The organism is Xanthomonas protegens (genome assembly GCF_038442435.1).
GTDB classification, from domain to species: Bacteria; Pseudomonadota; Gammaproteobacteria; order Xanthomonadales; family Xanthomonadaceae; genus Xanthomonas_A; species Xanthomonas_A sontii.
This window is the reverse complement of sequence record NZ_JAQJCQ010000001.1, coordinates 828,655-851,864: the sequence shown is the minus strand read 5'-3', so window position 1 is coordinate 851,864 and position 23,210 is coordinate 828,655. Positions and strand designations below refer to the sequence as shown.

Genomic DNA, 23,210 nt, shown 5'->3' with positions numbered 1-23,210 from the left:
TTTCAGAGATCGTACGGCGTGGGCCGTACCCCAACCCAGGAGCGAACACATGGCATTTCCCACCGCGGTCAACGACCAGATCACCGATGCGGTCACCCAGTCCAACGTCAAGGTCATCGGCGAAGCGCCGGCCTTCGCGATGGCGTCGATCTACCAGAGCATGGCGCACTCGACCGGCATCCTGTTCGAGAACGCCGTCTCCGCGCAGCAGCAGCAGAACACCCTGGCGCAGGCGGCGGCCAACCAGGGCGTCATGCAGATCTACAGCCTGGACACCACGGCTGCTGCCGGCGCCACCGAGAAGGTCGCGCAGACCGGCGTCTCCGACAACCTCACCAGCCTGCTGACCGTGCTCAACGCGTTCAAGCAGTCCTGAGCCACGCGCGCTAACGCCGCTGCAGGGCAGCGGCGCTAGCCACGCCCATCCTTCCTAACGAGGACCGTTCCATGGCCTATCCCACCGCAGTCAACAACCAGATCACCGACGCCGTCACCCAGTCCAACGTCAAGGTCATCGGCGAGGCGCCGGCCTTCGCGATGGGCTCGATCTACCAGAGCCTGGCGCACTCCAGCGGCATCCTGTACGAGAACGCGGTCGCCTCGCAGCAGCAGCAGAACACGCTGGCGCAGGCGGCGAACAACCAGGGCGTCATGCAGATCTACAGCCTGGATACCACCGCCGCCGCGGGCGCGTCGGAGAAGATTGCCCAGACCGGCGTGTCGGACAACCTGACCAGCCTGATGACCGTGCTGCAGGCCTTCCGCAGCGGCAAGCCGGCCGGCCTCTGAGTCCGCGCACCGGTCCGGAACGGCGAACCCGTCGGGTCTCGCCGTTCCTCGTTGCGACGGTCGATGCCAGCATCCGCGTCACTCCGCAGGCCGCGCGCTGCGCGCGCCTCGCCTGCACCATTGCCCACCCGTGCCTGGCGTACGCACCGGCCTTCCATCCTGGCCTGGCGCGTTCGACGCCCGGCGTCGTACGTCCTGCGTCCGAGAAGAGGGAGTATGGAGGTTCCAGCCAGCGTCCAACCGGAGGCGATCGAGCGCATCGTGCGCGACCACGATGGCGACGCTGCCTGCACGGACAACGCCGGCCAGGCGCATCGGCGCCTTCTCGAGCGCGCGCCGCTGTTCCAGGGACTGCCGGACTCGGTGCTGGACGACCTGCTGGCCCATGCCAGCGAATGCGCACTCGGCGCGGGCAGCGTGCTGTTCTTCAAGCACGACCCCAGCAGCTTCGTCGGCGTGGTCGTGCGCGGTCGCGTGTACAAGGTGCTGTACGGCCCGGACGGGCAGGAACTGATCGTCGGTGCGGTCGAGCCCGGCGGGCTGGTGGACGAGGCCGCGCTGCTGGAGCCGCATGGGCGCAGCTTCACCGCCATCGCCTTCGGCGCCAGCGTGGTGCTGAAACTGCCGCGGCGCCACTTCAACGTCCTGCTGGACCCGCCGCTGCTGCAGCAGCGCCTCCACGCCCTGCTGCGCCTGCGCCTGCGGCAGACCCTGGACAGCCTGGAAAGCATCTGCCTGCACCGCCTGGAAGTGCGCCTGGCGCGCTACGTGCTGCGCCAGCTCGAACTGCAGGCGTCGCAACACGGGAGCGATGGCGCGATCGCCCTGCCGCCGAACCAGAGCATCCTCGCCGCGATGCTCAACGCCAGCCGCTCCAAGCTCAACGCCCAGTTGCAGCGCTGGGTGCGAAGCGGCCTGGTCAGCCGCCGCCGCCATCTGTTGCGCGTGCACGACCTCGGCGCGCTGTATGCCAAGGCCAACCTGCAGGGGCCGGCGATGCCGTCACCGGACGGCGAGGACCTGCCATCGCGCGCTGCGTGTACGGCGTGGACGGATCGCCGCGCCGAGTGACGTGCGTGCTGCAGTGTAGGGATTGCGTGCTGCAGCCTGCCGATTGCGCTCCGCACTTGCTCTCAGCTGATCGAACCTTCTGTCCGCGTCTCGCAACGCGATGGCTGGCAGACGCGACGCACCCGGGTCAGGAGTGCGCCTTGATTCCGATGGCTGCCGATCTCGGCATGCAAGAAGGCCGCTATGCGGATGCTCGCCTGCTTTCCTGCATGAACCTGTGTGGCGTCACGTCGCCATTGCCTCGCTATGCGCGCATTCCGCAGCGTCAGCCGGTGCGCGCGACAGCTCGCGGGTGCGATACGACTCGCCCCATTCGCGCAAACTGATCAGCACCGGTGCCAGGGAGTGGCCAAGCGGCGTCAGCGCATATTCGACCTTGGGCGGCACCTGCGGATAGACGTGCCGCACGATGACGCCGTCCTCCTCGAGCTCGCGCAACTGCAGCGTCAGCATGCGCTGCGTGGCATTGGGAACCAGGCGCGTCAGTTCCATGAAGCGCTTCTTGCCGGAGAGCAGGTGGAACAGGATCACCGGCTTCCACACCCCGCCGATCACCGAAAGCGTGACCTCGACCGCGCAGCCGCTCTTGCCATCCAGACGTTTCAGACGCATGGTCTTTGTACCTACAAAATTGATAGTACCTGCGAAAATTGTACGTTCTTGCGATGCAGGAAGTTCATCCCGACAATGCCTGCAATGCGGTTTCGCTGCAACCGATGCGGCGCTGCCCCTCGCCACTTTTCCGCTAAGGATGTTGCCCATGAAAGCCATCACCCTGCGCCAGCCCGCTGGCCTCGAGAACCTCCGCCTCGTCGATCTGCCCGATCCCGGCCAGCCGGGCGCCGGCGAACTCCGTGTGCGCGTGCATGCCAGCTCGCTCAACTTCCACGACTTGGGCGTGGTGACCGGACGGATGCCCAGCGCCGACGGCCGCATCCCGATGTCCGACGGCGCTGGCGTGGTGGAGGCGGTGGGAGAGGGCGTGGACGAGTTCGCCGTGGGCGATGCGGTCGTCTCGACGTTCTTCCCGACCTGGCTGGAGGGCGGGCCGACCATCGCCGATTTCGCGACCGTGCCTGGCGACGGCGTCGACGGCTACGCACGCGAGACCGTGGTGCGCCCCGCGCATTGGTTCACGCACGCGCCGCGCGGCTACAGCCATGCCGAAGCGGCGACGCTGACCACCGCCGGGCTCACCGCATGGCGCGCGCTGGTGGTGGACGCGCGGCTGAAGGCCGGCGACACCGTGCTGGTACTCGGCACCGGCGGCGTGTCGATCTTCGCCCTGCAGTTCGCCAAGCACATGGGCGCCGCCGTGATCGCCACCTCGTCCTCCGACGAGAAGCTGGCACGCGCGCAGGCACTGGGCGCCGATTTCACCATCAACTACCGCCGCGACACCGACTGGGCGGCCAAGGTGCTCGACTGCACCAACGGCCGCGGCGTCGACGTGGTGATCGAAGTGGGCGGCCCCGATACGCTGGGGCAATCCATCCAGGCCTGCCGCATCGGCGGCCACATCGCCCTGATCGGCGTCCTGACCGGCATTGCCGGCCAGGTGCCGACGGTGGCGCTAATGCAACGCCACCAGACCCTGCAGGGCCTGATCGTCGGCAGCCGCAGCCACCAGCGCGACATGGTCCGCGCCCTCGACGCCACCGGCATCAAGCCGGTGATCGACCAGACCTTCGCGCTGGAAGACATCGCCGATGCGTTTGCGCATCAGGCGGCGGGGAAGCATTTTGGGAAGTTGTGCTTGTCCATCTGAATCGCGCGGGCGAAAGAAGACAGGGCCGAGGCAAGAGGTTGCCAACGCCGTTGCACGGCCATGGCGATATTCGATGGCGGTATCTTGGTCGACGAGCAGCATGGATCGCTGCTCGTGGTGGTAGGCTTCACGCGCATCGGGGCCCGGGGAGTCACGGGTGATGTCTGGTGACGGCAGCGCGTAGCGCCATCCTCAATGTTCTTGCCATTGCGCGCTATATCTGGGGCTGGCGTGAAAAAGTACCTTGCCATTTCTCTGGTCATTGTTGTCCTCGTCGCAGGACTGATAGCGCGCGGTGTTTTCGGCGGCGAGAAACGGGTCGGCGATCTCAGGGGAGATGAGGTGTCGATTCCCTCTCCGGTTGAACCAAGGGGAGCGCCAAGTGACGGTGTCCATGTTGGATCTGGTGTCGCTAAATCGCGATCGGCCGAGTATCTGGCTAAGTTTGAAGCTGTAAAGGATAAGGCGCTGCGTGGGGATGCTGCTGCTCAATTGGAGCTGTCCCGGATGTACGATCGATGCTTTTCCGTCAGCATGTCTCGCGGCAAGTATCTCTCCAGTGTGGATGCCATGGCAGCGCAGGCGGGCGAGCCCGCAGCCGCCATGAAGGCAACTGCCAGGCGCATTGCAGATGACTGCGCTTTGGTTGAAGGTGGTTCCCCCATTCCGCTTGATGCGACAAAGGAATGGTTGAAGGCATCTGCGGCTTCAGGAAATCTCGCTGCAAAAATAAGATTTCAAGTGAGATATGCAGGCGAGGCAGGGCAGAGTGTTGCCGATCTGGTACAGGCGGCGATCGAGAAGCGGGATGCTGAAGCGATGTTCGAACTTGCGGATCTGCTGTCGACTCAGTCACCCGATGCAGATCTGGGGCCGTTCGAGACCGTTGCTGGAGATGAGGCATCCGCATATGCCTGGGGAATCGTCGCGTGTCGGATGGGCGCGGATTGTGGTGCTGGATCGGCGGTCATTGAAGGGTCTTGCTTGAATGGTGCCTGCGCCTCGAATTACGAACAGTTGGTTCGCAATGATCTGCTGCCCAAGGGAGAGGGCGAGCGGTTGGACAGAAACATAGCGCGCATAAATTCTCTGCTTGGTCGGAAATGACCGCCCCGCCCAATTGATGGGGTTTCGCCTTCGCAAAGTGGGGATGGGGGCATCGTGCGCTACCTGTTGTTTGCGTAAGTTTCGCCACGAAACGGCGCCGGCTCGGCCTGATGGGCTAGTCGCCCGCCACGAAGTAGACCATGTGCCAGCCTTGGTCCGTCTTGGAGAAGCCTGCGCGGTAGTCGATACCGGCGTGCGTCGGGCATTGAATCAGGTTCTTGTCGACATATCCGCATGCGTGCGCCGTGAGCCTGGCAAGCGTATGCAACTCGGACGGCGATGCGCGCCAGTTCTGGATGGCCTGGTCGGCATCGCCGTCCCCACCGAAGCTCCAGACGAACTCCTGCACCATCAGCCTGCGAAGCGCCTGCAGATCGCGGTGCGCCGCGGCTCGATGCACGGCGGCGATGGCCGCGCTCGCGTTCTTCGGGAGCTTGGGATGCGGTGTACCGGCGAGAGCGCCGATCGGCGACAGCAGTGCGAAGCAGATGGTGGCTTTCAGGATCGTCATGGGAGTAGCGCCGCGTGTCGTCATGGTTTCGCGAGCGCAGCGCCGCACTTCCGGCATTCCGTGCGGGCCTGTCGATGGCCTTGTGGCGCGTTGAGCGCGGCACAGGCGTCGCAGAAGCGTATCAAGTGAATGGTCTGCCAGAGCCCGTATGCCATGAAGCCGACGGCAGCGGCCAGGAAAAGAGGCGGCGCGTCAGCTACCCAGAAGAAGACCAGCAGCATCACATCGGTGGCGATGCTAGCAACAATGAACACCCGCCGCTTCAGCGGCGCATTCTTGTTGAAGTTGAAGAACGCCAGCGCCACAAGCCCGATCGCGGCCCAGAACCCGAAGAGGTAGGGATAGAGGTCGTTCAACTGTTGGGGCGTGAGGTGCATGGATGCCCTGTCCGGATGTAGATGTGCTGGTCGAAGTCTAGGGCTTGGCGACATCAGGCGCGCGACAGCCCGCGATGCCCTGGTGTCATTGCTTGGAGGCTGTAGGCGCGGGCGCGCAATCAGGTGCCCGCATTGCGCTGCGGAAGTGCGGCACCGCAGGACGAGCAGAAACGATCCGCGTGGTCCACGGGGTGGCCCGACGGGCACTTGGCGACGCTGAGCAGCCACGGTTTGCGGTACACGGAATACAGCATCGAGAAGGCCATGCCATAGAAGAACATCCAATGCCCGGAGAATCCGCGCAGCAGGGTGGGTGACACGCCTGGCGCTTTCGGGTGGTTGCCCGTCAGGTGGGCGACGATCAAGAAGTTCACGACCGCGTAGGCGAACAGGCCGTAGGTGGCGTAGCGCATCCATCGCGGAGATCCCGCGAGCGAGCGCTTCCAGCTATGGCGGGATTTCAGGGTGTGGTTGAGCGGCAGGGAAAGCAGCACGGTCGGCAACCAGACGATGAAGACGCCGAAGTGCATGGCGAAGACGGCCTCGCCGCCTGGCGGCACATACCCGGCAAGCGCCATCACGTGGACGATGAGGCTGAGGACGAAGCCGAGGGCGGCAAGCACCAGCAGGGGAAGCAGGAGCGCGATCATGCGGTGGCTGCGATGCGATGTGGGTAGAGTGCGCCGGCGATCCAGATCTGGATCAGGTGGATGGTGAGCCTCCGCAAAGCTTAAGGCAGAAGCCGCGTCCGCGTAGTGCCAACCCAGAGGGCAGCGGCGCGAATGGACTTGTCGCCGAAGGTCAGATCAATGGGAACGGAGGGTGCGTCTTACCCGTTTCTTCGTTCTGATCTGCGCCATGTGGTTGGCCCTTGGCAAGATAGTCTGCCAGGGCAGCTAGGGAAGCGAAGTGCGGATTGGCATCCAATTGCCGAACCCGTGGCAGCGATGCCAGAAGATCTGGCCCATTAGCGCTGGGCTGCAACGAATAGGTGCCGTTCGAAGCATGCCAGCGAGAGCCTTCGTTCGGTTCAAGAAAGATAGCGACCAGGGCTTCCCCATTTTGCCCCCAGAACTCCCAGCCGCCCGCTTCAATGTCAATCGCCTCGCAATAGGAGATGGCTTCATTCAAGTCATTAAATGACATCAGAGTTCTTTCGTCAGTCGCGAGGGCAAATATCATATGCTCTAACGCCTGAGTTAAGCTGCGCTGTAGTCGAGCCGGGCCATAAGCTTATCGTCAGATCCTGGTCATACGAATTTTATCGCGAGCCATGGTCAAAAAACGCCTCCTCTCTTCCTTGGATGAGAAAAAGCGGTTTGGAATGACGTGCGCCATCTGAGGCGTCACATAGATCGCAACAAATCCGGGGCGCGAAACGGCCTTCTCAATGCCTGGCCAGTAAAACAAAGATTTGTTGAACTTTGTCTGCTCAAGCAGGTGCTCGTTTTCTAGCTCAATAACGTGCTCGGTTAGAACGGTTCTGCTGCGTGTCGAGAATTGGTGCACTATGCTAAAGAGGGATTGGGCTACCCAGAATGCCACGTAGATGAAGAGTGTCGACAAAAGTGCGACGCCAAATCCTGCCTGGATGCGTGAATAGAATATGGCGGCCGAAAGTGTTGCAAAAAGCACTTGTGTGATCGGCGATAGGAATTGGTGGAGGCTTTGGAAGAGCACGATATCGAAAAAGCGGTTCGAATATTTAATTTTCATGTAATTTTGCGATTCCCCCGAATTTTCTGAATTGCTCTGTTGCCTGGTGAAGCCGGTGCGCGAGGCGGTCCAAGAGAGTCAGGAGGTCAGGATGCATCCCCATTCACGGTTCTCCGATGGTACCCGATCAACCCAGGGGTGAAGTGCACTTTCCTACGTAGGTTGCAGGGATTCTCCGAGGTGGTCACTGCCCCGGCGGACCCTCTGTGGTCGACCCATCCTGCAATAGCCTCTCGCAGGGTAAAGCGTTGGCACAATCCCATCCGTGCTATCTAGCCCATTGCTCCCCAGCCGGACGGCGTGTAGACCATTATCAACACTTCGTGCTGGATGCGATGGACCCGGACGAGACAGCAATTAGCCGCCTCAACTTGCAGCGGCAGCCCCGCGCTGGGCAACGGCCGTTTTCTTGAGGCGATTGAACGCCAGCTTGGCCGTCGAGCCGGCCCTGCTCGACTCGGGCGGCCGCGGAAGTTCAGTTCGGTAGTAGAAGTAGAAGTAGTAGCGGAAAATGAACCTGACCCCGTTACCCGTTCGGGGTTTTGACTTGGACCGTGTGTTTCACTTAGAAAGTCAACCTAACCCCGTTTCTCGGATGCATGGCACAGCCTCCTTGGCAGACAGGAACCCGCGCCGAACGGCTACGGGATGTCGGGAGGTTAGAAACCGCACGTAGCCGGCGGGCTTATTTCCCCGAAGGTTATTGTACTCGCCGCCCTCGCGACGCAGACGGCGCGTGGGAGTGCGCCTGCGAACAGGCACAAAAAACCCACCGGTTTGACGGAGGTGGGTGCCGCTACGTGAGGAGTTCTAAGCTCCTTGACGGGGATGGTGCTACTGGCTTTTTACGTTGTCAATTGCTGCTTTTGGCTTTAGCGAACATGAGCCTGTAAGTGCACCAATCTTGTTATTCGGTGGTATTACTTCGGAAGTGCTCCGATGACCGTTGCTAGCAGTCCACTACTTGCGCTTACTGCGACGCCAGCAATAACGTCCTTTGTTACGTCTTTAATGTCTGAATAAAGCGATGAGTCTTTATTGCGAACAACTTCTAGAGCAAGTTTGACTGCAGGATCGGTGCCTTGCAACTTTCTTGAGTGCGCTCTAATTAGGGTTGCGACTGCCGACTTGAGCTCAAGGTCTGTTGTCTGATACCGGTACAGCGCATCAATCACGGTAGTTGGTGAAGCAATACAGCTCAGGCTCGTTCCGATTAGTGACTGTAGTGCGGCGACCTGATTCTCAAGACTGCTAATGCGATCAGACGATAGAAGACGTGCCTGTTCCATCATGTCTCGCGTCATCTTCACTTCGAGAGCAGCGAGCTGAAGCTTATTATTTAGCTCTATGATCTGCATGGGGTCGGAAAGGAGCTGCTCGGGGCGCATCTCCCCCTTTAGAACCATCCCATAGCCTTCGAGCGTTTCTAGAACGCGTTCTTCCTCGCCAGATGGAGTAATGATTAGCATAGAAACCATCAGCCCGGTCTGCTCGATAGTAACTTCAACAGGAATTCCGGGATATTTTTGCGAAATAATTCGAGAGAAGTTCGCGAGGATTGATACGCCGGCCTGAGCATGCTCTGGCTCGAATACTATGGTGCGTTTGATTCGGGCGTTTCCGTCCGCGTCATAAATGATATCTACGCATAAATCGACACATTCATCGCACACGTAGACGGACGGTCCCGCGATCAGCTTGATGACTTCAAATTGATTCTTGCCGCAGAAGCTGCAGTACAGAATTTTGGACGAGTCTTGATTTGGCATGAGAGGTTTGACAAGTCATTAAGTTGGGAGTTAAGTGTTTGTTGCAAAAAGGGATTCAGTGCAAGCCGAGGTCAAAGTTTAACTCCATTACATCAGTTTTCGATATTCCTAGTTTTGCTAGCGCTAATGCAAGGGGCTAGGTGATAGCGCTTGAATTAAGCTGTGTCGAAATGAATGAATTGCTAGGCGGACTAACGGGGTCGGGTTCACTTGTCGAATGGGTTGGATACTTTGCGTGGGCGGCATGCGTGCCTAAGCCTGAGAAGCACCGGATGTCGGCTTGGAAAGTGTTTTTCACTTGGAGAGTCAACCAGACCCCGTTTCTCATTGGATGGCCAGCCGGAATAGTGACTCGTCCTGCGGCCAGCTACCCACATATGTGTACGACTCCAGGCGACTTATATAGCCGTCCTTGATCCACAAGATGAGTCCGGCGCCATCCGGCAGTTCTGGGTGCTGGGCGTGACCCTTGGGCATATCCTCGATCTTCCAGCGAGCCTGGTCCAGCAGCGCCGCGCAGGAGTCGACTACAAGATCTGTGTAGAGTCCGACGCCCGTGTAGTTCCGGGACGCACATTTGCTCGTAGCTAGTTGAGCCAGAATCACATCGCGCTGCTGGTCCGAAGCCGCTATGGTTTCGATTGCTCGTCGCTCATACGCGCTGAGTTCTTCCATGGCCATCTAACTGTAGAGTTAAGCCGCGCCGCGAAGCGGCGTCGGCGTGAATGATTTTTTGGAAGTCAACGAGGGCGCGTCCTGTAAGCCGCGATTGCTTCTTTTAGAACCGCAGGCTCTGAGCGCACGATCTCCCTGACACGAGCGAGAAGTCTATTTGAGTACTTGTGCACGACACCCGTTCGGCCGGTCTGGATTTCCATGTGGTATTCTGAGTTGCCTTTGATGTCAAGGTGCCAGATTAGTGCACGAAACGCATGCTGGCCGATTGAAAGGTGCTCAAGCAATGTTGATTCTGTGTATGGATAGGTCGCCTCATTCACAACGACATGGTCGGGACCAAGTACTCCGTCAATGTCTCCCACAAGGCGCAGAGCAGGCGCACCCTCTCGCTCGGTAAAGTGCCCTTCCTTTATAAGCTTGAGCTTGCCGACAAGTGACTCATCTATAAGTACTTTCGATGACCCGAAATCGATTCGCTTGCGTGACAGGTCGAGAATGTGGGCCGCTTGCGGTCCAACAGTAGCGATTGATTGGATGTGCTTCATCCACAACTGTCGCTCCATGTCTCGCTCATGTGCGAGCATCGCCACAAGTTCCGCGGCGCGGATTTCTCTCGTCTCGCCGCGATAGCGGAAATAGATAGCCCCTTCACGAAGATTCTTCTGCTGATTGCCACGAGTGCACACGATTGGGCGGAGAGGCGCGCGATTGACCTCAATCTTCCCAAGCGTCACGCCAGCCACAACGAAGGTCTCCATGCTCCAGTCGACGTCAGATGAGAAGTGACCAAGAATGACGCGATTCAAATCTTTTGTGTCGAAGTTGGAGAAGCGGTCGTCCCGCAGACCAGCTGGAATTCTTGGGCTGTTGGTAATGCCAAAAACTAGATGCCCACCCTGGTTGTTGGCCATTCCGACCAGCGTTCTCGCGTACTCAATAAGCGTATCACCGAGGCGAAATGTCTCTTTGAATTCTAGCGTCTGACACTCGCGCTGACGTACATGGCCGCGCTCGTTAAGATCTATCATTGTGACTTCTAACGCCTGAATTAAGTCACGCCGCGAAGCAGCGTTGGCTTGAATGAATTGTTAGGCACTACAGGCCATTGGGTGTACCAAGCGCCTTGTACGTGGCCCAACCTGTTACCTCAACTACGCTCAGGCCGTCATCAGAATCAATGAACTGCTTGAAGTGGTCACGGAGGCCTGCGCACGTAATGTTGAACCGGTTGAAGCACCAAGATGATTCAAGGACTCTAACGGCCTTGAACTTGGCCAGCTCATCGTAGAGTGGCTGGTAATTGCGAGCTTTACGAAGATCGTAGTCGATAAAAAAAAGAGCCATGGCCTTTCCGCTGTAGTGTCTAACTACTATTCGGCGAAAAAATGGTGTGTAAAACAGGTGTGTAGCGTGCCGATACAGTCGCTTTTCTTGCCAGCACGTGTTGCAGTTTCGATCTTTCGTGGTTCGAGCCGTCGCCTAAATCCTTGCGTCTAAACTCACAGCCGTTCCCCCAAGTGCATCCCCTCACAAGGCTGACGCTACCACTTGTTGACGCGCGTCACAAGTTAAAGGCCGCTCGGCGGAACCGCCGGCGGCCTTAATTTGTAGACAAGTTGTTTGATCCCGCGCCATCCGGATTTACCGGACGGCGCGCTCCGCGGAGAAGTCAGTTACTGGGCGTACTCCAAACCTGCCCCTTAACCCCGCGCACGCTGGCATCCGCAGCGCTATCCAAATCAAACACAATCACGCTATTCCCGCCCTTCCGCTGCCACGGCGCCGGAAAATACAACGCCCGCTGCGGCCCAATCTTCCAGTGCCGTCCCAGATTGTGGCCGTTGGCCCAGGCGAAACCTTTGCCGAAGGCCTGCATGTCCAGGAACGTATCGGCAGGCGAGCCGATCTTCACCGTCCCGCGGTGAAAGGCGGGGCCGTCGATCTTGGCGGTGGTCCAGCCGATGAGCTTGCTCGGGTCGTCCATCGGCAGGGGGAAGGTCTGCCAGCCGGTGAGGGGTTTGCCGTCGAGCAGCACGGGGTCGACCAGGCCGGCGTGGCCGTCGGGGAGGTGGGCGCCGTAGTTGATGCGGCCGGTGTTCTCCACCAGCACGTCGAGGGTGTGGGGGCCGGCGGGGATGTCCACGTCCACCGCCACTTGCTGCAGGCGGCGCTCGGCGCTGCCTGCCAGCTTCCGGTCGACATAGACGCGGGCGTAGTCGCGCACGTCGCCCAGGTACAGGCTGCCCTTGCGCGGGCCGGTGACGGTGGTGCGGTAGAGGATGTAGCCGTAGGCCTGGCCGTAGCGCTCCATCGGCTGCGGGGTGTCGGTGGTGGCGGCCGGGGCGGGCAGGTTGTCCCACAGCGAGGCGGATTCGCGCAGCGGCGTGACGGGGAGTTCGGCGAAGCGGATCGGCTTGGGCAGCGCCGGTGGGGCGATGCCGGTGACGCGCTGGATGGCATCGCGGAACAGGGTGAACTTGGGGGTGGGGCGGCCGGCTTCGTCGAGCACTGCGTCGTAGTCGTAGCTGGTGGTCTGCGGGGCGTAGTGGTCGCTGGGGTTCTTCTGGAAGTTGGCGCCATTCATGAAGCCGAAGCTGGTGCCGCCGACGAACATGTAGAGGTTCGCGGAGTGGCCCTGGCGCAGAATCCATTCGAATTCGCTGGCCTGTTTGGCGCCGTCGGTGACGGCGTGCTGGCTGCCCCACTGGTCGAACCAGCCGGCCCAGTATTCGCCGACCATCTGCGGCTGCCCGGGGCGGTACTTGGCCAGGGTCTCGAACGCGTTCTTGGCGTCGCCTGGGGCGAAGTTCACCACGGCCAGGGTGTCGGGCAGGGTGCCGTTGGCGAGTACGTCGGGGCCGTCGGCGGTGAACAGCAGCGCCTTGTCGAAGCCGGCCTGGACGAACATGGCGCGGTTGCGGCGCATGTAGGCGTGGTCGTCGCCGTAGGAGCCGTATTCGTTCTCCACCTGCACGGCGACGATCGGGCCGCCGTTGCCGTTGAGCCGCGGCTTGACCTGCGCGGCGAGGGCGTCGAGGTAGGCCTGGCTGGCGGCGAGGAAGCGCGGGTCCTGGCTGCGCACGCGCATGCCGGGTTCGGCGAACAGCCACGCCGGGTAGCCGCCGGCTTCCCACTCGGCGCACACGTACGGGCCGGGGCGCAGGATCACGTTGAGGCCTTGCGCGGCGGCTTCGTCGACGAAGGCGGCGATGTCGTTGTTGCCAGTGAAGTCGAACTGTCCCGGCCGCGGTTCCACCAGGTTCCAGAACACGTAGGTCTCCACCGTGTTCAGGCCCATCGCGCGCGCCTTCTGCAGGCGGTCCTTCCAGTAGGCGCGGGGGATGCGCTGGAAGTGGATGGCGCCGGAAATGACCTGGTACGGCTTGCCGTCGCGGATGAAGTGATCGCCCTGGGTGGCGAAGGCGGGCCAGGCGGTGGTTGGAGCCGGCTGCGCGGCTGCCGGGAGCGACAGCAGGAGCGACAGGGCAAGGGCGGACAGGGAGCGACGCAGCATGTGGGGGTTTCTTCCGGTAGCGAGTTCGGGCTTTACCTGTAGGAGCGGCTTCAGCCGCGACCGGGGCTTCCGGGGAAGGCTCGGTCGCGGCTAAAGCCGCTCCTACGAGGCAACGGGGCGTCAGCTGAAAGAGGGCGGCAGATCGTCCTTGCCCGCGCCGAACGCGGTGTTGGGCTTGGGCCCCATCTCCAGCTCCAGCGTACCGCCGGCGGCGAGGTCGGCATGGCGCAGCCAACTGCGGGTGTACGGCTTGCCGTTCCAGCGGGCGCGTTGGATGTAGACGTTGGCCGGGCTGTTGCCGTGGGCGACGATGCGCAGGGTGCGGCCGTTGCCCACGTCCAGTTCGGCGCGCTTGAACAGCGGGCTGCCCAGCACATAGTTGGCGCTGACCGGGTCCACCGCGTACAGGCCCAGCGCGCTGAGCACGAACCAGGCGCTCATCTGCCCGCAGTCCTCGTTGCCGGACAGGCCGTTGCGCGCGTCGTGGTACTGCTCGCGCAGCAGCCGCCGCACCATCGCCTGGGTCTTGTACGGCTGCCCGGCGTAGGCGTAGAGGTAGGCGACGTGGTGGCTGGGTTCGTTGCCGTGCGCGTACTGGCCGACCATGCCGTCGATGTCCGGCGGTGCGTCCGCCGGCAGTTCGGAGCTGGTGGTGAACAGTTCGTCGAGCTTGGCGACAAAGTGGTCGCGGCCGCCGAACAGGTCCATGTAGCCGTACAGGTCGTGCTGGTTGAGGAAGGTGGCCTGCCAGGCGTTGGACTCGGTGAAGTCGCGCCACTGCGCGCTGTGGCCCATCGCGCGCGGATCGAACGGAGTGGCCCACTGGCCGTCGCTCAGGCGCGGCTGCACGAAGGTGCTTTCGCGGTTGAACACGTTGCGGTACTGGCGCGAGCGTTCGCGCAGGTGCTTGGCGTCGTCGGCGGCGCCGACCGCCTGCGCCAGGTGCGCCACCGCCCAGTCGTCGTAGGCGAATTCCAGGGTGCGGCTGACCGACTCGTCGACCTTGTCGCAGGGGATGTAGCCCAGCTTCCGGTACAGCGCCAGGCCATGCACGTCGTCGTCCATCGCGCGCTTGCGCCAGGCCGGGTACGCGGCCTTCCAGTCGATGCCGGTGAAGCCCTTGGCATGCGCCTCGGCCAGCACCACCGCGGAGTGGTAGCCGATCATGCAGTCGGTCTCCACGCCCTGCAGCGGCCAGATGGCGACGCCTTGCGGGCATTCGTGGGCGCCGCGCACCAGGCACTGCACCAGGTCGGGCACGCGCTCGGGCTGCACCAGGGTCAGCAAGGGATGCAGGGCGCGGTAGGTGTCCCACAGCGAGTACGTGCTGTAGTTGTGGTAGCCGGCCGGCGCCTGGTGCACCTGCAGGTCCATGCCGCGGTAGCGGCCGTCGGTGTCGCTGAACAGGGTCGGTGCGATCAGGCTGTGGTACAGCGCGGTGTAGAAGATGCGGCGCTGCGCCTCGTCGTCGCTGTCGATGCGCACCCGTCCCAGTTCCTTTTCCCATTCGGCCACGGCGGCGGCGTGCACGCGGGCGAAGTCGAAGTCGGGCAGTTCCGCGTCGAGGTTGGCCAGGGCGTTGTCGGCGCTGACCGCGGAGATGCCGACCTTGACCAGCAGCGGCGCGTCGGCCGCATCGGAGTAGTGCAGGGCCAGTTTCAGCCGGTTGCCGTCGGCACTGCGCGCGCTCGCGGCCAGCGGCTGGTCGTCGGCATACAGCTGCGCGCTGGCGAACGGTCGCGACAGGCGCATGGCGAAGTAGATGTAGCGGCCCTTGGCCCATTGATAGACACGGCGGCCGCCGGTGACGGTCTGCGCGTCGACCAGGCGCAGGCTGGCGTCTTCGACGCGGGCGGGGATCTCCGGCTTGTCCTGCATGCCGTGGCACAGGTCCAGCAGCAGGTGCGCCGGCTTGCCCTTGGGGAAGTGGTAGCGGTGCAGGCCGGCGCGCGCGGTGGCGGTGAGTTCGGCATGCACGCCGCTGTCCTTCAGGCGCACGCGGTAGTAGCCGGGCGAGGCGGCTTCGTCGGCGTGGTCGTAGCGCGAGCGGTAGCCGGCATCTGGGTTTTCGCGCGTGCCGGGCTGCAGCTTCACCGGGCCGGTGGCCGGTACCACCAGGAAATCGAGCATGTCGCCGATGCCGGTGCCGGACAGGTGGGTGTGCGAGAAGCCCATGATCGAGCCGTCGTCGGCGTGGTAGCCGGAGCAGGCGTCCCAGTCGGCGTTGTAGGTGTCCGGGCTCAGTTGCACCATGCCGAACGGCAGCGTGGCGCCGGGGAAGGTGTGGCCGTGGCCGCCGGTGCCGATGAACACGTCGACGTTGCGGGTGAGCTCGGCCTTGGCGTGCGCATCGGCCGGCAGCGCGTAGCTGCCGGCGCGTGCCTGCGCCAGGCGCGCGATGCCGCTGCTGCCGAACAGGGCCAGGGCGATGGCGCCCTGCAGGAAACCGCGTCGTGTGGCCATGGTGCTGTCCTCGGGGTGTGCGGCGGTGCGGTGGGGTGTGTGTATTTGTAGGAGCGGCTTCAGCCGCGATGGGGCATTACCGGTAAAGCCCGGTCGCGGCTGAAGCCGCTCCTACGACAGCAACTGCGGCTTGCGCTGGTGCAAATCGATGATCAGTTCGCCGAACAAGGTGTTGGCCCAGGCGAACCAGTCGCGGGTGAAGGTGCTCGGGTTGTCCTTGTCGAAGGCTTCGTGCATGAAGCCGCTGCCGGCATCGGTGGTCTTGAGCCACTGCAGGCACTGGCGGATCTGCGCGTCGTCGTCGCTGGCCAGGGCGTACTGCATCAGCGACATCGGCCAGATCGTGCCCAGGCCGCTGTGCGGGCTGCCCACGCCTTCGGCGGCGCGGCCGCGATAGAAGTAGGGGTTGCGCTCGCTCCAGGCCAGTTGCCGGGTGCGCAGGAACACGGGATCGCGACGGTCGCAGCAGCCCAGGTAGGCCAGACTCAGCAGGCCGGGTGCGTTGGCGTCGTCGATGAACAACTGGTTGCCGTAGCCGTCCACCTCATAGGCCCAGAACGGCTGGCCGTCGGCGTCGCGCATCTGCCCGAACTTTCGGGTGGCGGTCTCGACCTCGTCGGCCAGCGCACGGCACTCGCCGGCGAAGGCGGCGTCGTGGTGCAGCGCCTCGCTCATCGTCGCCAATTGCCGCAGCGACGTCACCGCGAACAGGTTGGCGGGGACGAACAGCGGATACAGGCAGGCGTCGTCGGACGGGCGGAACATCGAGTGGATCATGCCGTTGGGCCGGGTCGGCTGCCCGTAGCCGTCCAGCACCAGGGTTTCGGTCGCCAGCGGCGAGGGCCGCTGGAAACTGTACGGGCCGCGGCCGTGCAGGCGCTGCTGCTCGCGGAAGGTGCGCACCACCACGTGCATGGCGTCGCGCCAGTCGTCGTCGAACGGCGCGGTATCGCCGCCGGCGCGCCAGTACTCGTGCGCCAGGCGGATCGGGTAGCACAGCGAATCCACTTCCCATTTGCGCTCGCCGACGCCGGGCTTCATCTCGGTGATGTCGGCCACCGACCACTTCAGGCGCTGGCTGGTGCCGTCGGGCAGGAAGGCGTTGGCGTAGGGATCCAGGCGGATGCAGGCGGCCTGGCGCTGGATCAGCCCATGGAACATGCGCCGCAGTGCCGGGTCGCGCTTGGCCAGCGGTACGTAGGGATGCACCTGCGCGGAGGAATCGCGCAGCCACATCGCCTCGATGTCGCCGGTGATGACGAAGGTGTCCGGCTTGCCGTTGCGGGTGCCGGTCTCGACGGTGGTGTCGAGCGTGTTGGGGTAGCAGTTCTCGAACAGCCAGGCCAGGCGCGGATCGGCGATGCCGGCCTTGACCGTGCGCAACTGGCGCTCGACCGCGGCGCTGACGAAGCGGCGCTTGCTCGGCGGCGGCCGCTTGCTGGGCAGCGCGGTGGAGGCCGAGGCCGCGGCGGCGGCCGGCAGCGCCCCGCTCAGCAGCGCGGCGCCGGCGCTGGCGCCGAGGAAGTGGAGGATGTCGCGGCGGGTGGGCATGGCCTGGAACGCTCCGTGGAATCGACGAACGCTCCCGGCGCGGGCCGGCACCGGGGGAGGCGCCGGCCGCGGCCGGGAGGGCAGGTTGATGGTACCTATGACGGACCAATTTACGACGACCTTACAACGTGTGGCCGTCCGATGCATCCTGCGACCGCACAACCGGCCGGCTCAGTGGTGGTGGTGCGCGCCGTGCCAGTGCATCGGTCCCGAGCACACGCACTCGCCGTCGTCGTCGCCGTTGCCGGCATGGCCGAACAAGGCCTCCAGCAGCCGCCGCGACGGGCTCCACTCGCCGATGGCCGGGTGGATCAGCATCGCCTTGCAGGCGTCCAGGTGGCTGCCGCTGAGCGCGGCGTCGATGGCGGCGTGCTCGTAGGCCTTGACCGTGCGCACCAGGCCCTGGATCGCCTCGGGCAGCGGCCGCGCCGGCAGCGGGGTGATGCGGTCGCGCTCGATGGTGGAGGAGATCTCGACGATGTCGTCGTCGGCCAGTTCCGGCATGCAGCCCTGGTTGCGCACGTTGACCACGTGTCGCCCGGGCAGCGCGCCGGTCAGTGAACTCATCACGTCCACGGCGATGCGGTGGTAGCCGGTGCTGGCGCGGAACGGGTCCGGCTGCGGCGCGAGGTCGTCGGCGAAGGCCGAGCCGGCCTCGGCTTCCAGCCGCATGTAGGAGCCGGAGCGCTGCTGCAGGTAGGCGGCGTAGGTCTGTACCGCGCCGCTGCCGTCGCCGGCGTTGAGGCGGCTGCGCAGGTCGGCGATCAGGGTGTGATTGAGCCGCTCGATCTCGCTGCCGCGGCTGGCGCCGCTGGCGCGCTGGTTCTCCAGGGCGCGGCTGCGCTCGTAGTAGAAGTACAGGTATTCGGTGGGGATCAGCCGCAGCGTGCGCAGCATGTCGAAGTCGAACAGCGGCGCCAGGTACAGCTGGCGCAGGATCGCGTCGTCGGCGAGGATCCGGTCGAGCACGTCCTCGCCGCGCACGCGCACCGCGCGGATCCAGCCCAGGTGGTTGAGGCCGACGTACTCGCAGTCCACGTCCGCCGGGGGCTCGCCGAGCGCGCGGGCGATGTTGTGGAACAGTTCCACCGGCGTATCGCAGATGCCGACCACGCGCGCGCGGGTGTGGCGGCTGATGGCCTGGGTGATCAGCCCGGCCGGGTTGGTGAAGCTGACCAGCCAGGCGTCGGGGCTGAGCCGCTCCACCATGCGCGCCTGCTCGATCGCCACCGGCACCGTGCGCAGCGCCTTGGCGACGCCGCCGGGGCCGGTGGTTTCCTGCCCGGCGTAGCCATGGCGGATGATGGTGTGCTCGTCGGTGGCGCGCTGGTGGATGCCGCCGATGCGGATGCTGTTGAGCACGAAGTGCGCGCCGTCGATCGCCGCTTCCGCCGAACTTGCCGCGTTGACCTGCAACTCGCCACCGAACTCGGCGACGACCGCGCGGCCGAGCGCGACCATCAGCGCCAGCCGCTCCTGGTCCGGATCGTAGAGCACGATCTCGCGCGCACCGAGCGCTTCGGCGGCATCGTTGACGCCGTACACCACCAGCGGCGCACGCACGCCACCGCCGCCGATCAGGGCGAGTTTACGGTTGGGAAAGGAACTGCTCATGGAGACTCCTGAGACGTGGGAGATCGGGAAGGCCGTCGAGCGCGCCGAGCGCGGTGCAGCAGGCGGCGCCGCACAGGCAGCCGCGCTGCGCGCAGGCATCGAGGGGAAGGTGGTCCAGCAGCGCGTCGATGAAGCCGGCATCGAAGGCATCGCCGGCGCCGGTGGTGTCCTGCACGGCGACGACGGGCGCGGCGACCAATCGCGCGCCGGCCGCATCCACCACGCAGGCACCGGCGCCGCCGAGCTTGATCGTCACCTGCGCCAGGCCCAGCGCCTGCGCCCAGGCGCGGCAGGACGCGGCATCGTCGCCGCTGCAGCCGGCCAGCGCCGCTTCCTTCTGGTTGGGCAGGAAGTGATCGACCGCGCGGCAGGTGGCGTGGTTGTCGGGATCGGCCAGCCACGCGGGGTTGAAGCCCACGTCCAGCGAGGTGCTGCAGCCGGCCGCGCGCAGCGCCGGCAGCAGCGTGCGCGCCAGCGTCGCCGGCAGCGGCAGGGCGAAGTGCACATGGCGCGCGGCACACATAGCCTCCAGCGCGGCGGCGCTGCCCAGCAGCGGTTCCAGCTCGGCATTGGCGCCGGGATAGGTGAAGAACGAGCGGTCGCCGTGCAGCGACACGCTGGCGGTGACGCCGGTGCCGGCGGGATGGTCGACCAAGCCTTCTGTGCCGACGCCGAACGCGCCCAGGCGCTGCGCGAACCAGGCGCGGTCGCCGGCGCCGATCGCGCCGATCAGCGTGACCTTGCGCCCGAGCCGCGCCAGCCCGCAGGCGGTGTTGACGGTGCCGCCGCCGAGGTCGCGATGGTAGTGCCGTGCCATCGCTTCCTCGCCCGGCCCGGGCCAGGTGGCGAAGCCGCTGAAGATGTGGTCGAGATAGACCTCGCCGACCACCGCGACGTCGTGGGTTTTCATTGCTGGAAGGGCCATGCTGCCTCGCGTTTGGCCTGGATGAGATAGAGCGCGGTGCCCGCGCACAGCGCCAGCACCGCCGCCAGCAACCGCGGCAGCGGACTGGTGGCCAGCAGCGCCAGCCAGCCGCAGACGCTGATGAGCAGCGGCCACGGATACAGCGGCATGGCGAAGCGCGCGCGGCGCCGCGGCTGCCGCCGCAGCAGCACCACCGCCAGGCATTGCGCCAGGAACTGGAACAGGATCTGGATGATCATCAGCGTGGCGATCAGGTCGTCCAGCGACAGCGGACAGGCCAGCGCCGAGGTGATGCCGACGAACAGCAGCGACACGTTGGGAAAGCGCCCGCGCGGGTGCAGCCGCGCGAACACGCCGAAGAACTGGCCGGAGGCCGCTGCCGCATACGGCACCCGCGAATAGCCCAGCAGCACCACCAGCGCCGAGCCCCAACTGGCGAGCACGATCAGCGCCACCGCCACGGTGCTGCCCACCGGGCCATAGATGGCCTGCATGAAGTCGGCGACCACTGCCTTGGACTGCGCGGCCTGTTGCCACGGCAGCACGCCCAGCAGGGTCACGTTCAAACCCAGGTACAGCACCGCCACGATCGGGATCGACCACAGCACCGCACGCGGAATCGTGCGGCGCGGCTTGCGGATTTCGCCGCCGAGCATGCACACGTTGTTGTAGCCGCCGTAGTCGTACACCGCGATCAGCGCCACCGCGCCGAAGCCCAGCCAGAAGCCGTGCGGCGAGGCCGGCCGCGCCTGCAGAAATTCGCGCGCCAGCGCCATGTCGAAATGCAGCGCGCCGCTGAGCACGATCCACAGACAGGCGGCGATCACCACCGCGCTGACCAGCAGCGACAGCAACTGCACCGAGCGCACCTGCCGGTACAGCAGCGCGGTGTTGAACAGGCACAGCGCCATGGCGATGCCGGTGAGCGCGGTGTGGCTCAGCCCGGGCATCAGGTAGGCCAGGTACTGCGCGCAGCCGACCGCGGCCGCGGCCACCGACAGCGGTGCGGTCAGCAGCGTCTGCCACAGGTACAGGAAGCCGAACAGGCGCCCGGCACGGTCGCGGCCGTAGGCCTCGCGCAGGTAGTGGTAGGGCCCGCCCGAGCGCGGAATCGCCGAGCCGAGTTCGGCCCACACCAGACCATCGCACAGACACAGCAGTGCGCCGACCACCCAGCCCAGCAGCACCGCCGGCCCGGCCAGCGCCGACAGCGCCAGCGGGATGGTGATGAACGGACCGATGCCGATCATGTTGAGCAGGTTGGCCGACAGCGCGCTCCAGAACCCCAGCGTGCGCGGCGGCGCGCCCTGGTCCGCGGCGGACGAAGAGGACGCGACGGGGGCGGCGAGCGACGTCATGTGCATGCGCGATCCTGCGGGGAGGGAAGGGAAGCGACGGACTGCATTGCAGGCGTGGGGACGAGAGCGTTGGCGCAGCGCACCACGCCCGGTTGCAGGCGATGCAGATCGAGGATCAGCACCTGGTTGGCCCCGGCGCGGAGCCAGGCGCCGGGGCAGTACAGGCATTGCTGCGGGCCGATGTCCCAGTAGCGGCCGAGCAGGCGCCCGTTGACCCACAGATAGCCCTTGCGCCAGTCGCGCATGTCCAGGTGCACGTCGCCCGGCTGGTCCAGGGTGAATTCGGTGGCGAAGAACAGGCCCGGGCGCTGCGGCGGCGCCTGCAGCGGGCGCAGCGACGGTGTCGGGTCCGTGTCCAGCGCCAGCCCGCGCACCTCCCAGCCGTGCAGCTCCTGGCCATCGAGCCGCACCGGACCGAGCAGGCCCTTGCGATCGCCCAGCGCCGGGCCGAAGTTGATGTGTCCGAAACTGTCGACCAGCACGTCCAGATCGCGCATGTCCTTCGCTGCATCGGGCAGGTGCAGCTGCAGCGCGCTGTGCAGGCGCGGGTGCCGCATCCGCGACACGTGGTCCAGCTCGCGCCCGTCCACATGCACCACCGCGTAGTCGTGGACCTGTCCCAGGTGCAGCGCCTTGCCCGCGCCGATCCGCCGCCGATACAGCACCAGTCCCTGGTCCTGGCCGAGCAGGCGCTGGTTGTCCATCGGCGTGTCGGTCTGCAGCGCGGGACCGAGGTTGTCCCACAGCGCGGCGACGGGTGTGGCCCGCACTGCGTCGAACTGCGCGCGCCGCGGTGCGGCCGGTACCGGCGGCGGTGGCGCGTCGGCATGCGCGGCGATGATCTTGCGCAGCGCGAAGTACACCGGCGTGGCACGGCCGGCCTCGTCGATCGGCGCGCCGTAGTCGTAGCTGGTCAGCGCCGGCTGGAACTGCGAGCCGTCGTCCTCGGCATTGGCCCCGGCGCTGAGGCCGAAGTTGGTGCCGCCGTGCACCACGTACAGATTGAACGAATAGCCGGCGGCGGCGATGCGGCGCAGCAGCGGCGCATAGTCGCGGTGCGCGAACTGCGGCTCGCCCCAGTGCGTGAGCCAGCCGGGATAGCCTTCGGACACCCACACCGGCGCCTGCCCGGCAAAGGCCGTGGCCGCCTGCAGGTCATGCAGATCGGGACCATCGAGTCCCAGCGCGGCGCCGGGCAACATGGCCTGGCGCCGACGCAGATCCTTGAGCCCTTCGGCCAGCGAGAACGGCCCCTCGACCCCATGCGCCCGCCACAGCGCGGCCAGCGCCTGCAGGTAACCGACGTCGCTGCCGTGCATCGAATACTCGTTCTCGATCTGCAGCATCAGCACCGGTCCCCCGGCGCTGGCCATCAACGGCGCGATGCGCGGCGCGATCGCGCCGATATAGCGTTCCACCGCCGCCATGTAGCGCGCATCGTGGCGATCGCGCAGACGGATGTTCGCCTCGCGCAGCAGATACGGCGGCAACCCGCCCAGCGTCCACTCCGCGCACACGTACGGACCAGGGCGCAGATACACCCACAACCCTTCCTGCTGGCACAGCCGGATGAATCCGACGAAATCGCGCTCGCCACTGTCCAGATCGAACTGCCCCGGCGCCGTTTCCAGCGCATTCCACATCAGATACAGCGCGATGGTGTTCAGTCCCATCGCCTTGGCCATGCGGATGCGATGCAGCCAATCCGCTTTTGCGATCCGCAGCGGATGCAGTTCGCCGCTACGGATCTGCCAGGGCTGCCCGTCCAGCGTGAAGCGCCCTTGCGCGAAACCGAATGTGTGCGGCCGCCCGTCCGGCACCGGCGCTGATGCCGGCACCGCTGCGCGCAGCATCGGCATCGCCGCCAAGCCCAATGGCGCCAGCAACCCGAACCGGCAGAAGGCGCGGCGTTTCAATGCGCGCTCCAGGAGGTTTGGCGACCCTCAGCTGCGGCCAGAGTCCCGAAGCGACGGGAGCGGTGTTGGATGCAGGAAGTAAC

At 64.8% G+C, this 23,210-nt stretch carries 20 protein-coding genes and 1 pseudogene; 5 read left to right on the top strand and 16 right to left on the bottom strand.

The window, feature by feature from the left end; translation table 11 throughout:
* The first annotated feature begins 49 nt into the window (after positions 1-49).
* The 3 genes from PIQ37_RS03650 (at position 50) to PIQ37_RS03640 (ending at position 1,860) form a co-directional block, all read left to right on the top strand.
* Positions 50-376, top strand: coding sequence for a RebB family R body protein (locus PIQ37_RS03650; RefSeq protein ID WP_043091830.1), 327 nt, complete (start codon positions 50-52; stop codon positions 374-376).
* 71 nt (positions 377-447) lie between these two features.
* Entirely contained in the window at positions 448-789 is a 342-nt protein-coding gene (locus PIQ37_RS03645; protein ID WP_152237187.1) for a RebB family R body protein, read from the top strand.
* A gap of 216 nt (positions 790-1,005) precedes the next feature.
* Positions 1,006-1,860 (top strand): Crp/Fnr family transcriptional regulator, encoded by an 855-nt coding sequence (locus PIQ37_RS03640; RefSeq protein WP_342072372.1) that lies wholly within the window; start codon positions 1,006-1,008, stop codon positions 1,858-1,860.
* Between the two features lie 225 nt (positions 1,861-2,085).
* On the opposite strand, the gene PIQ37_RS03635 is transcribed toward PIQ37_RS03640, so the two are convergent.
* Positions 2,086-2,472 (bottom strand): winged helix-turn-helix transcriptional regulator, encoded by a 387-nt coding sequence (locus PIQ37_RS03635; protein ID WP_267083659.1) that lies wholly within the window; start codon positions 2,470-2,472, stop codon positions 2,086-2,088.
* Positions 2,473-2,620: 148 nt separating this feature from the next.
* Here PIQ37_RS03635 and PIQ37_RS03630 point away from each other — a divergent pair, with 148 nt between their 5' ends.
* Together PIQ37_RS03630 and PIQ37_RS03625 are read left to right on the top strand one after the other, a co-directional pair.
* The gene (locus tag PIQ37_RS03630; protein WP_342072371.1) at positions 2,621-3,628 is read left to right on the top strand and encodes a zinc-dependent alcohol dehydrogenase family protein; all 1,008 of its coding nucleotides are present in this window, start codon (positions 2,621-2,623) and stop codon (positions 3,626-3,628) included.
* 231 nt (positions 3,629-3,859) lie between these two features.
* A complete protein-coding gene (locus PIQ37_RS03625) occupies positions 3,860-4,735 on the top strand; it encodes a hypothetical protein (protein WP_342072370.1) in 876 nt (291 codons plus the stop codon).
* 115 nt (positions 4,736-4,850) lie between these two features.
* Here PIQ37_RS03625 and PIQ37_RS03620 read toward each other — a convergent pair whose 3' ends face one another.
* The 15 genes and pseudogenes from PIQ37_RS03620 to PIQ37_RS03550 form a co-directional block, all read right to left on the bottom strand.
* Positions 4,851-5,246, bottom strand: a complete 396-nt coding sequence (locus PIQ37_RS03620; RefSeq protein ID WP_342072369.1) for a hypothetical protein — start codon at positions 5,244-5,246, stop codon at positions 4,851-4,853.
* 20 nt (positions 5,247-5,266) lie between these two features.
* The gene (locus PIQ37_RS03615) at positions 5,267-5,623 is read right to left on the bottom strand and encodes a hypothetical protein (RefSeq protein WP_342072368.1); all 357 of its coding nucleotides are present in this window, start codon (positions 5,621-5,623) and stop codon (positions 5,267-5,269) included.
* Positions 5,624-5,742: 119 nt separating this feature from the next.
* Positions 5,743-6,273 carry a hypothetical protein gene (locus tag PIQ37_RS03610; protein WP_342072367.1) on the bottom strand — a complete coding sequence of 177 codons (531 nt, stop codon included), beginning with the start codon at positions 6,271-6,273 and terminating at the stop codon, positions 5,743-5,745.
* A gap of 151 nt (positions 6,274-6,424) precedes the next feature.
* Complete coding sequence (locus tag PIQ37_RS03605; RefSeq protein ID WP_342072366.1) at positions 6,425-6,805, bottom strand: hypothetical protein; 381 nt, start codon at positions 6,803-6,805, stop codon at positions 6,425-6,427.
* Between the two features lie 57 nt (positions 6,806-6,862).
* The gene (locus tag PIQ37_RS03600; RefSeq protein WP_342072365.1) at positions 6,863-7,339 is read right to left on the bottom strand and encodes a YcxB family protein; all 477 of its coding nucleotides are present in this window, start codon (positions 7,337-7,339) and stop codon (positions 6,863-6,865) included.
* Positions 7,340-8,973: 1,634 nt separating this feature from the next.
* Positions 8,974-9,108, bottom strand: a pseudogene (locus PIQ37_RS03595) (ClpX C4-type zinc finger protein); the annotation flags it as partial.
* A gap of 324 nt (positions 9,109-9,432) precedes the next feature.
* Positions 9,433-9,783, bottom strand: a complete 351-nt coding sequence (locus tag PIQ37_RS03590; protein WP_342072364.1) for a hypothetical protein — start codon at positions 9,781-9,783, stop codon at positions 9,433-9,435.
* A gap of 65 nt (positions 9,784-9,848) precedes the next feature.
* Entirely contained in the window at positions 9,849-10,814 is a 966-nt protein-coding gene (locus tag PIQ37_RS03585) for an ATP-binding protein (RefSeq protein WP_342072363.1), read from the bottom strand.
* A 641-nt stretch (positions 10,815-11,455) separates the two neighbouring features.
* The gene (locus PIQ37_RS03580) at positions 11,456-13,300 is read right to left on the bottom strand and encodes a glycoside hydrolase family 35 protein (RefSeq protein WP_342072362.1); all 1,845 of its coding nucleotides are present in this window, start codon (positions 13,298-13,300) and stop codon (positions 11,456-11,458) included.
* A 120-nt stretch (positions 13,301-13,420) separates the two neighbouring features.
* Positions 13,421-15,763 carry a GH92 family glycosyl hydrolase gene (locus PIQ37_RS03575; RefSeq protein WP_342072361.1) on the bottom strand — a complete coding sequence of 781 codons (2,343 nt, stop codon included), beginning with the start codon at positions 15,761-15,763 and terminating at the stop codon, positions 13,421-13,423.
* Positions 15,764-15,874: 111 nt separating this feature from the next.
* Positions 15,875-17,314, bottom strand: a complete 1,440-nt coding sequence (locus PIQ37_RS03570) for a glycoside hydrolase family 125 protein (protein WP_342072360.1) — start codon at positions 17,312-17,314, stop codon at positions 15,875-15,877.
* 171 nt (positions 17,315-17,485) lie between these two features.
* Positions 17,486-18,928, bottom strand: coding sequence for a 6-phospho-beta-glucosidase (locus PIQ37_RS03565; protein WP_342072359.1), 1,443 nt, complete (start codon positions 18,926-18,928; stop codon positions 17,486-17,488).
* On the bottom strand, positions 18,903-19,838 hold the full coding sequence (locus tag PIQ37_RS03560; protein WP_342072358.1) for a carbohydrate kinase family protein: 936 nt from the start codon (positions 19,836-19,838) through the stop codon (positions 18,903-18,905). The genes PIQ37_RS03565 and PIQ37_RS03560 overlap by 26 nt, the downstream gene beginning before the upstream one ends.
* Positions 19,835-21,211 (bottom strand): APC family permease, encoded by a 1,377-nt coding sequence (locus PIQ37_RS03555; protein WP_342072357.1) that lies wholly within the window; start codon positions 21,209-21,211, stop codon positions 19,835-19,837. The genes PIQ37_RS03560 and PIQ37_RS03555 overlap by 4 nt, the downstream gene beginning before the upstream one ends.
* Entirely contained in the window at positions 21,208-23,127 is a 1,920-nt protein-coding gene (locus PIQ37_RS03550) for a beta-galactosidase (RefSeq protein ID WP_342072356.1), read from the bottom strand. The genes PIQ37_RS03555 and PIQ37_RS03550 overlap by 4 nt, the downstream gene beginning before the upstream one ends.
* Positions 23,128-23,210: the final 83 nt, after the last annotated feature.